At 61.3% G+C, this 11,835-nt stretch carries 2 protein-coding genes; both read left to right on the forward strand.

Annotated features, from left to right (window positions below):
- Positions 1–11,328, forward strand: an 11,328-nt coding sequence (locus OIU19_RS25035) for an immunoglobulin-like domain-containing protein (protein WP_372353348.1), incomplete at its 5' end; no start/stop codon positions are given.
- Positions 11,329–11,412: 84 nt separating this feature from the next.
- Positions 11,413–11,754 (forward strand): tryptophan synthase subunit beta, encoded by a 342-nt coding sequence (locus tag OIU19_RS25040; RefSeq protein WP_264237266.1) that lies wholly within the window; start codon positions 11,413–11,415, stop codon positions 11,752–11,754.
- The last annotated feature ends 81 nt before the right edge of the window (positions 11,755–11,835 follow it).

The following is an 11,835-nucleotide window of genomic DNA, read 5'->3' on the forward strand; positions in this document are numbered from 1 at the left end:
AATCTGGTCGGCAACCCAGCGCCGGTTTCTACCACTGTCACCGATGTCCAGGACACCACCACGGTCACCCTGACCGCCACACCTTCGGTCGCTGAGGGCGGCAGCATCGTTTACACCGCTTCGGTCAATGCACCGGTCACCGGCACGGCGGTCGTGGTGACCTTGGCCAACGGCCAGACCATCACCATCCCGGTTGGCCAAAGCTCCAGCACTGTCACTACGCCAGTGACAAACGACGTCTACCAGGGGCATCCTGCGGTCACCACGAACATCACGGGAGTGAGTGGCGGCAGCTATGAGAATCTGGTCGGTAATCCGGCGCCGGTTACTACCAGCGTTACCGATGTGCAGGACACCACGACAGTTACACTGACCGCCACACCCTCGGTCGCGGAAGGTGGCAGCATTATCTACACCGCAAGCGTCAATGCGCCGGTCACCGGCACGCCGGTGGTGGTGACCTTGGCCAACGGCCAAACCATTACCATCCCGGTTGGCCAGAGCTCCAGCACTGTCACCACTCCGGTGAGCAATGATGTCTATCAAGGCCATGCACCAGTAACCACGAACATCACCAACGTCAGTGGCGGCAATTACGAGAATCTGGTCGGCAACCCAGCACCGGTTACTACCAGCGTTACCGATGTGCAGGACACCACGACAGTTACACTGACCGCCACACCCTCGGTCGCGGAAGGTGGCAGCATTATCTACACCGCAAGCGTCAATGCGCCGGTCACCGGCAGCCCGGTCGTGGTGACCTTGGCCAACGGCCAAACCATCACCATCCCGGTTGGCCAAAGCTCCAGCACCGTCAGCACACCTGTGACCAACGATGTCTACCAGGGCCACGCTCCGGTCACCAACCACATCACCAATGTCAGCGGTGGCAATTACGAGAACCTGGTCGGCAACCCGGCCCAGGTCAGCACCAGCGTGACCGATATGCAGGACACCACTACCGTCTCGCTGTCAGCGACTCCATCCGTCACCGAAGGCGGCAGCATCGTATACACCGCTACCCTGACCAACCCCGCCGGTACACCGGTAACCGTCACTCTGAGCAATGGCCAGACGATAACCATTGCTGCCAACCAGTCCTCGGGCAGTGTCACAGTCGCCGCGCCAGGCGACGACCCCTACCTCGATGCTGGGCCGGTCAGTACTCATATCACCAACGCCCAGGGTGGTAATTTCGAGTCGCTTGCGATCAATAGCGCGCCGGCGATTACCAATGTCACCGATACCATCAACACTTCGACGGTATCCCTGAGCGCGACCCCAGTAGTCGCTGAAGGCGGGGCGATCGTCTACACCGCCAGCGTGAACGCACCGGTCACTGGCAGCCCGCTGGTCGTCACTCTGGCCAACGGCCAGAGCATAACCATTGCCGTCGGGCAAAGCTTCGGCACGGTCAGCACGCCGGTGAGCAACGACGTCTACCAGGGCCATGCGCCGGTCATTACCCACATTACTGGGGTCAGCGGTGGCAACTACGAGAACCTGGTCGCCAACCAGGCACCGGTGGTGACCAACGTCACATCGGTACAGGACACCACCAGCGTTTCCCTCTCAGCCACGCCCGCCGTCGCCGAGGGTGGCAGCATCGTCTACACCGCCACCCTGACCAACCCGGCCGGCACGCCGGTGACGGTTACCCTGAGCAATGGGCAGATCATCACCATTGCCGCCAACCAGACGTCCGGCAGTATCACGGTCGCAGCACCAGCGGATGATGCGTACCTCGACGCAGGGTCGGTCAGTGCGCGAATCACCAACGCGTCGGGTGGCAACTTCGAGAATCTGACGGTCAATGCCACGCCAGCGGTTACCCAGGTCAGCGATACCATCGACACCTCGACCGTGTCCCTCACCGCGACACCGACAGTCGGCGAAGGCGGCAGCATCGTCTATACCGCCAGCGTGACCGCGCCAGTCACTGGTAGCCCGGTGGTAGTCACCTTGGCCAACGGCCAAACCATCACGATCGCCGTGGGCCAGAGCTCCGGAACGGTGAGTACGCCAGTCAGCAATGACGTCTACCAGGGGCATGCGCCGGTCACCAACAGCATTACCAATGTCAGCGGTGGCAATTACGAGAACCTGGTGGGCAACCCTGCCCAGGTCAGCACCAGTGTGACCGATTCGCAGGACACCACTACCGTCTCGCTGTCAGCCACTCCATCAGTCGCCGAGGGCGGCAGCATCATCTACACCGCCTCCCTGACCAATCCAGCCGGTACGCCTGTCACCGTCACCCTGAGCAATGGTCAAACCATCACCATCGCTGCCAACCAGGCCTCAGGGAGCGTGACGGTCGCAGCTCCAGGCGATGACCCGTACATCGATGCCGGCGCGATCAGCGCAAGAATCACGGGGGCTTCAGGCGGTAACTTTGAAAATCTCGCGGTCAATGGCGCAACGGTGGTGACCCAGGTCACCGATACCGTCGACACCTCGACCGTGTCGTTGACAGCGACGCCATCGGTCGCCGAAGGCGGCAGCATTATCTACACCGCCAGCGTGACCGCACCGGTAACCGGCAGCCCCCTTGTCGTGACGTTGGCCAATGGTCAGACCATCACGATTGCCGAAGGCCAAAGTTCTGGCACCGTAAGCACGCCCGTCAGCAATGACACCTACCAGGGCCATGCTCCGGTCACCAACAGCATCAGCCACGTCAGTGGTGGTAACTATGAGAATCTGGTGACCAACCCTGCACCCGTCACGACTGGCGTCACGGATGTGCAGGACACCACCACAGTGACACTCACCGCCACGCCTTCGGCAGTCGAGGGCGGCACCATCGTCTACACCGCCTCGGTTGGAACGCCCGTCACCGGCAGCCCGGTGGTAGTGACCTTGGCCAACGGTCAGACCATCACCATCCCAGTTGGTCAGAGCTCAAGCACTGTCAGCACGCCTGTGAGCAACGATGTCTACCAAGGCCACGCCCCGGTTACCAACAGCATCACTAACGTCAGTGGGGGCAACTACGAGAATCTGGTCGGCAATCCAACCTCCGTTTCCACGACCATTACTGATTCGCAGGACACCACCACTGTCTCACTGTCGGCCACACCCTCCGTGGCCGAGGGTGGCAGCATCATCTACACCGCAACCTTGACCAATCCAGCCGCCAGCCCGGTCACAGTTACCCTGAGCAACGGCCAGACCATTACTATCGGCGCCAACCAGACTTCAGGCAGCGTGACGGTCGCGGCGCCCGGCGATGATCCGTATCTGGATGCAGGCTCGGTTAGCGCACGGATCACCGGTGCGTCGGGCGGTAACTTTGAGCATCTAGCGGTCAATGGGGCTGCTGCGGTAACGACTATCAGCGATACCGTGGATACCTCCACCGTGTCGTTGACCGCTACGCCATCGGCGGCCGAAGGCGGCATCATTGTCTACACCGCCAGCGTGACTGCGCCGGTCACCGGTAGCCCTGTCATCGTCACTTTGGCCAACGGTCAGACCATCACCATCCCGGTTGGCCAGAGCTCTAGCACCGTCAGCACGTCTGTGACCAATGACGTCTATCAAGGCCATGCCCCGGTCACCAACAGCATCACCAATGTCAGCGGTGGCAACTACGAAAGCCTGGTCGGAAACCCGGCACAAGTTTCCACGACAGTGACCGATGTTCGCGATACCACCACGGTCACGCTAACCGCGACGCCATCAGTGGCCGAGGGCGGTAGCATTGTCTACACCGCATCGGTCGGAGCGCCAGTTACCGGCAGCCCGGTGGTGGTGACCTTGGCCAACGGCCAAACCATCACCATCCCGGTTGGCCAGAGCTCCAACACTGTCAGCACGCCAGTGAGCAATGACGTCTATCAGGGCCACGCTCCGGTCACCAACAGCATCAGCAATGTCAGCGGCGGCAGTTACGAGCACCTGGTCGCGAATCAGGCGTCAGTCTCCACTGCCGTGACCGATATTCAGGACACCACCACCGTTACCCTTACTGCTACACCATTGGTAACCGAAGGCGGCAGTATCGTCTACACCGCTTCGGTCGGGGCTCCGGTCACCGGCAGCCCGGTGGTCGTGACCCTGGCCAACGGCCAGAGCATTACCATTGGAATCGGTCAAAGCTCTGGCACTGTCAGTACGCCGGTGACCAACGACGTCTATCAGGGGCATGCCCCAGTCACCAACAGCATCACCAGTGTCAGCGGCGGCAACTACGAGAGTCTGGTTGGTAATCCGGCACCGGTTACCACCAGCGTTACCGATGCACAGGACACCACTACGGTGACCCTGACGGCTACGCCTTCGGTCGCTGAAGGCGGCAGCATTGTCTATACCGCGACCTTGACCAATCCCGCCGGCACGCCGGTCACGGTTACCTTGAGCAACGGCCAGACCATCGCCATCGCCGCAAACCAGACTTCGGGCAGTGTAACTGTGGCTGCGCCGGGCGATGACCCGTACATCGATGCCGGCTCGGTCAGCGCGCGGATCACCACTGCTACGGGTGGCAACTTCGAGAATCTGGCAATCATTAATGCTCCGGCAGTGACCAACATTACCGATACTGTAGATACCTCGACCGTATCGCTCACTGCGAGCCCGACTGTGGCTGAAGGCGGCAGCATCACCTATACCGCCTCGGTCGGAGCGCCGGTAACAGGTACACCTGTTGTGGTGACCTTGGCCAACGGCCAGACCATTACCATCCCGGTTGGCCAGAGCTCCAGTACTGTCACCACTCCGGTGAGCAATGATGTCTATCAAGGCCATGCACCAGTAACCACGAACATCACCAACGTCAGTGGCGGCAATTACGAGAATCTGGTCGGCAACCCAGCGCCGGTTTCTACCACTGTCACCGATGTGCAGGACACCACCACGGTCACCCTGTCCGCCACACCCTCGGTCGCGGAAGGTGGCAGCATCGTTTACACCGCTTCGGTCAATGCGCCGGTCACCGGTAGCCCGGTGGTTGTGTCCTTGGCCAACGGCCAAACCATCACCATCCCGGTTGGCCAGAGCTCCAGCACTGTCACCACTCCGGTGAGCAATGATGTCTATAAAGGCAATGCACCAGTAACCACGAACATCACCAACGTCAGTGGCGGCAATTACGAGAATCTGGTCGGCAACCCAGCGCCGGTTTCTACCACTGTCACCGATGTCCAGGACACCACCACGGTCACCCTGACCGCCACACCTTCGGTCGCTGAGGGCGGCAGCATCGTTTACACCGCTTCGGTCAATGCGCCGGTCACAGGTAGTCCGGTGATCGTGACCTTGGCCAATGGCCAAACCATCACTATCCCGGTTGGCCAGAGTTCCAGCACTGTCAGCACACCGGTGAGCAACGACGTCTATCAGGGACATCCTGCGGTCACCACGAACATCACGGGAGTGAGTGGCGGCAGCTATGAGAACTTGGTTGGCAATCCGGCACCGGTTTCTACCACTGTCACCGATGTGCAGGACACCACCACGGTCACCCTGAATGCTACGCCTTCGGTGGCGGAAGGCGGCAGCATCGTTTACACCGCGTCGGTCAATGCACCGGTCACCGGTAGCCCTGTGATCGTGACCTTGGCCAATGGCCAGACCATCACCATCCCGGTTGGCCAAAGCTCCAACACCGTCAGCACCCCGGTGACCAACGATGTCTACCAGGGCCATGCACCAGTAACCACGAACATCACGGGAGTAAGTGGCGGCAGCTATGAGAATCTGGTTGGCAACCCGGCACCGGTTACCACCAGCGTTACTGATGTACAGGACACCACCACGGTCACTCTGACTGCCACGCCTTCAGTGGCGGAAGGCGGTAGCATCGTCTACACCGCAAGCGTCAATGCGCCGGTGACCGGCACGCCGGTGGTGGTGACCTTGGCCAACGGCCAAACCATCACCATCCCGGTTGGCCAAAGCTCCAGCACTGTCAGCACGCCCGTGAGCAATGATGTCTATCAAGGCCACGCCCCGGTCACCAACAGCATCACCAATGTCAGCGGTGGCAACTTCGAGAGCCTGGTCGGCAATCCGGCCCAGGTCAGCACGTCGGTCACCGACTTGCAGGACACCACCACTGTATCGCTATCGGCCACGCCATCCGTGGCCGAGGGTGGCAGCATCGTTTATACCGCGACCCTGACCAATTTGGCCGGCACGCCGGTGACGGTTACCTTGAGCAACGGCCAGACCATCACCATCGCCGCGAACCAGACTTCGGGCAGCGTGACGGTCGCGGCGCCAGCGGATGACCCTTACATCGATGCCGGCTCGGTCAGCGCGCGAATCACCGGTGCTTCAGGCGGTAACTTCGAGAATCTGGCGGTCAACGGGGCAACTGTGGTGACCCAGGTTACCGACACCATCGACACCTCAACCGTGTCTCTGACGGCCACGCCTTCGGTGGCTGAGGGCGGCAGTATCCTTTACACCGCAAGCGTCAATGCGCCGGTCACCGGCAGCCCGGTCGTGGTGACCTTGGCCAACGGCCAGACCATTACCATCCCGGTTGGCCAGAGCTCCAGCACTGTCAGCACACCCGTGAGCAATGATGTCTATCAAGGCCACGCCCCGGTCACCAACAGCATCACCAATGTCAGCGGTGGCAACTACGAGAGCCTGGTCGGCAATCCGGCCCAGGTCAGCACCAGCGTGACCGATTCGCAAGACACCACCACCGTCTCGCTGTCAGCCACGCCATCCGTGGCCGAGGGTGGCAGCATCGTTTACACCGCGACCCTGACCAACCCAGCCGGCACAGCGGTCACGGTGACCCTAAGCAACGGCCAGACCATCACTATCGGCGCCAACCAGACTTCCGGCAGCGTAACGGTCGCTGCGCCCGCGGATGACCCTTACATCGATGCGGGCACGGTAAGCGCGCGGATTACCAATGTCTCGGGCGGCAACTTCGAGAACCTCGCGGTCAACGGCAATGCGGCAGTGACCAACGTCAGCGACACGGTCGACACCTCAACCGTCTCCTTGACCGCCACGCCCTCGGTCGTCGAGGCGGGCAATATCATCTACACCGCCAGTGTTACTGCCCCGGTAACCGGTACCCCGGTCGTGGTAAGCCTGGCCAACGGCCAGACCATTACCATTGCCGTTGGACAAAGCTCGGGGACTGTCAGCACGCCGGTGAGCAATGACGTCTATCAAGGCCATGCCCCGGTCACCAACAGCATCACCAACGTCAGCGGCGGCAACTATGAGAACCTGGTGGCCAACAAGACGCCTGTCAGCACCAGCGTGACCGATCTGCCGGACACCACTACAGTCACCCTCAGCGCCACCCCGACCGTCGCCGAAGGCGGCAGCATCGTCTACACCGCAACCCTGACCAACCCTGCCGGTACTCCGGTCACGGTCACCCTGAGCAACGGCCAGACCATCACCATCGGCGCCAACCAGACAACCGGCAGTGTCACCGTGGCTGCGCCTGCGGATGACGCCTATCTCGACGCTACCACCATCAGCACCCGCATCACTGGCGCCAGCGGCGGTAACTTCGAGAACCTTGCGGTGGTCAGTTCCCCAGCGGTCACCGCGGTTACCGACACGATCAGCACCACCACCCTGGGCATCAGTGGCACCGCCGCGGTGGCTGAAGGCAGCAGCGCCACCTATACCCTTACGCTGAGCAATGCCGCGCAAACCGATGTCACGGTCAAGCTGAGTTACTCGGGCACTGCCAGCAACGGCACCGATTACACCGGCGTCGCCACGGCGGTGATCAAGGCGGGCAGCACCCAGGCCACCTTTAGCATCCCCACCCTTCAGGACAACGTCAGCGAGGGCACCGAGCAGTTGACGGTGAAGATCGATTCGGCCACCGGCGGCAACTTTGAAGGCCTGGTGGTCAACGCCAATGCCGGCAGCGTCACCACCCAGATCTACGAACCAGCGCCCGTGCTGGACCTGGACGGCAACGACTCTAGCGGCAAGACCGGCGCCGACTTCCAGACCAGCTATAGCGAGAACCAGAGTGGTGTCTCGATCGGTGACCTGGATGTCTCGATCACCGATTTCGACAGCGCTCAGCTCACTGGTGCCACCGTCACCCTGGGCAACCGCCAGCCAGGAGATGTGCTCAACCTGGGCAGTAATGTCAACGGCATCACTGTCACCACCGCCATCAGCGACGGCAAAGTGGTGCTTAGCCTGAGCGGCAACGCAACGTTGGCCGACTACATGCAGGCGATCAAGAACATCACCTTCAGCAATACCAGCGAAGATCCCAGCACCACGCCACGGGTGATTACGGTAACGGTGACCGACGGGGTCAACACCTCCAATACCGCGACCACCACAGTCAACGTGGTGGCGGTCAATGACGCGCCGGTGTCCACAGGTGGCGCCGCCACCGGTACCGAGGACACCGAGCTGGTGCTGAGCTGGAGCAACTTCAACGTCAGCGATGTCGACAGCAGCCTGTCGAGCCTGGGCGTGACCATCACCAAGCTGCCTGACTTGGGCAGCCTGAAGTTCAACAACGGCACGGCGTGGGTCAACGTCAGCGTCAACCAGACCATCAGCCAGGCCGACATCGCCGCGGGCAAGCTCAAGTTCGTACCGCTGGCCAACCAGTCTGGTGCCGACGGCTTTGGCGGGACTGGGATAGGCAACAAGCAGGCCGACTACGCTCAGATCAAGTACAAGCCTACCGATGGCGTCACCCCTGGCAGCGAAACCACCTTGAAGGTGGACATCACGCCGGTGGCCGACAAACCGGATCTGAACATCGGCAACAACACCGTCAACTCGCTGGGCCTGACCAAAGAGACCTGGACCAGCCTGACTGGCCTAGGGACCAACGGCAATGGCATCACCGGCGATGCGCTGAAAACGGTGTTCGCCAACTCAGGCAAAGCCAGCAGTAGCCAGACCACCACCAACGTGCAGTCCGACGCTAGCGTGGCTGGCGGCTCCGGCTCGAAGACCTCCGGCCTGATCTACCTCGAAGCCGGCAAGACCTACACCTTCAGCGGCAGCGCCGACGACAGCCTGCTGGTGGCCATCGGCGGCAAGAACGTGGTCACCGCCACCTGGGGCGCCGGCGGTACCGTGGCTGGTAGTTACACACCAAGCGTCAGCGGTTATTACACGCTGGAGATCTACCATGCCAACCAGTCCGGCCCGGGCAGCTACGACGTCAACGTCAAGGTGGGCAGTGGTACGGTGGGCGACCTCAACAGCACCGCCATCCCGATGTACCCCAACGTCACCGCACTGGAGAACGCCGGGGTCAGCGTTTCCGACCTGCATGGCAGCAACGGCCAGGGCTACTACGACGGCTTCAAGCTCAACGAAGGGCCCGAGAACGGCAGCGTCAAGCTGGTCGGTATCAGCTCGAGCCTGACCGACACCGACGGTTCCGAGACCCTCAGCGTCAAGCTCAGCGGAATTCCGGCAGGCTCAGTGCTCAGCGACAACGCCGGCCACAGCCTCACCGTGGGCGCTACGGCGGTCGATGTCAGCGGCTGGAACCTAGGCAGCCTGGCGATCAAGCCACCGGCCTATTATTACGGCCAGTTCGACGTGAAGGTCAGCTCGACCTCGACAGAAACCGTCGGCGGCAGCACGGCGACTAACGAAGGCACACTCAAGGTCACGGTCTATCCGCAGACCTATACCACCAGCAACCTGGGTAGCGACAACGACACCGTGAGCGGCACCTTCAACAATGACCTGGTGGTGGCGGACGTGACCGGCCTGCACGTGGTCGCCGGCAAGGACTACAACATCGCCTTCATTGTCGACACCTCCGGCAGCATGGGTTCAGCCGGCGTCGATGCGGCAAAAAAATCCATGGAGTCGGTGTTCAAGACGCTGGCGGCCAGCGTCAAGGGTGCGCAGTCCGGTACGGTCAACGTGCTGTTGGTCGACTTCGCCACCCAGGTCAAGAGTACCGTGGCGGTCAAACTTAACGACGCCGGGCTGCAGACCTTGCTCGACGCTCTGAAGACCCTCAGCTCCGACGGCGGCACCAACTACGAGGACGCCTTCAAGACCACGGCCAACTGGTTCCAGAACCTCAAGGATGCCGGCAATACCGGCAGCAACCAGACCTTCTTCATCACCGACGGCCAGCCAACCTACTATCAGAGCGGCGAGCAGGCCAACCCGAACCTGGCCAACAGCAGCGTCAAGCTCGACACCTTCCTCACCACCATCAACTACAAAGCTGGTGATACCGTCACCAACTATCAGCTCGACACCACCAACCGGGTGTCGATCGACAGCAGCGGCAACCTGACTGCACAGACCCGCGGCAGCTTCGACATTTTCACCTGGAGCTACAAGTGGAACACCGTGACCACCGGCATGATCCGTGCCGAAGGTAACGGCGGCTACGAGTTGTCCAACCGCGCCGGTACCGGCAATTCGAGCAGCGACGCCACCCTGAACAACTCGACGGCGAGTTTCCTGATTCTCTCGGCGCTGTCGTCGGTCGAAGCCATCGGTCTGAACAGCGAAATCAACAAGGATGACCTCAAGCCGTACGATTCGGACAAGACGCCGCAGACCAACATCGACCCGAGCAAGTTGGCCGAAGCCATCCTCGGCCATACCGAAGTCACCCAACCTGGAGCCGATAAAGTCGACGGCGGCGATGGTCACGACATCATCTTCGGCGACCTGGTGACATTCGATTCGATTCCCGGCACCGGGGTCGAGGCGATCCAGGCGTTTGTCGCGACCAAGCTGGGGGTCGATGCCGGCGAAGTCGATGCACGGCTGATGCACCAGTACGTCACCGAGCATTACACCGAGTTCGATATCTCGCGGGCCAATGACGGCGCCGACACACTGATGGGCGGAGCCGGCAACGATATTATCTTCGGTCAGGGCGGTAACGACTACATCGATGGTGGCAAGGGCAACGACATCCTCCTTGGCGGCACCGGCAATGACACCTTGCTCGGTGGTGAAGGCAATGACGTGCTGTTCGGCGGCGCCGGTAACGACACGCTGATCGGCGGCAAGGGTAACGATATCCTCAGCGGTGGCGCCGGGACCGATACCTTTGTGTGGAAGGCCGGCGACCTCGGCAACGACGTGATCAAGGACTTCAAGCCCGCCGAAGGGGACCGTCTGGACTTGAGCGACCTGCTCCAGGCCGAACGTGGCACGACCATCGACAACTACCTGAAGATCACTACGGTGGGCGGCGAATCGACTCTGCAGATCAGTACCGAAGGAAAATTGAATGCGGCAGGCGGGCTGGCCAACGTCGATGTGTCGATCAAGCTGGAAGGGGTCAACTGGTCGAATACCACGATCAATTCGTTGATCAGCGGGGCCGACCCGACGATCAAGATCGACAACTCGAATAGCTGATGGGCTGGCAGCGGATCACTGGCGCAGAACATTGCCTATGCTGCTTGTTAATCAGAAGGGATCACCATGCTGTGGGAGGACGCCATGTTCTACGTGCAACGCGACATCGACGGCCAGTTGCTGCGGGTAGAAGCGGCCCCGTTTGAGCACTACACGGAAATGCTTCCGGCCGACCATGCCGAAATTCAGGAGTGGTTTGCTGACGATCTCGTGGAGAACAGCCTCAAGCAGCTCAAACAGAGCGATCTGGACATGATCCGGGTGCTCGAGGACTTGATCGAGGTGCTCACCAGCAAGGGGGTGATAAGCATCACCGACCTGCCGGTGGGGGCGCAGTCCAAGCTGCTCAACCGTTCAACGGCGCGTAAGGCCCTGGGCAGCCTGAACAACCTGATCGAAGAGGATGAGGGGGGTGGGTTGATCTGATCCGCGCACAAACGTGTCGCCTGTGCTGACGCTATCGCGGGGCAAGCCCGCTCCCACGCTGCCCGTGGGAGCGGGCTTGCC

Source organism: Pseudomonas sp. BT-42-2, assembly GCF_025847435.2.
In the GTDB taxonomy this organism is placed as follows: domain Bacteria; phylum Pseudomonadota; class Gammaproteobacteria; order Pseudomonadales; family Pseudomonadaceae; genus Aquipseudomonas; species Aquipseudomonas urmiensis.

What these genes read in the sequence shown, in the direction of transcription:
- OIU19_RS25040 (WP_264237266.1), top strand. Translation starts at nt 11,413, where the DNA reads ATGTTCTACGTGCAACGCGACATCGACGGCCAGTTGCTGCGGGTAGAA.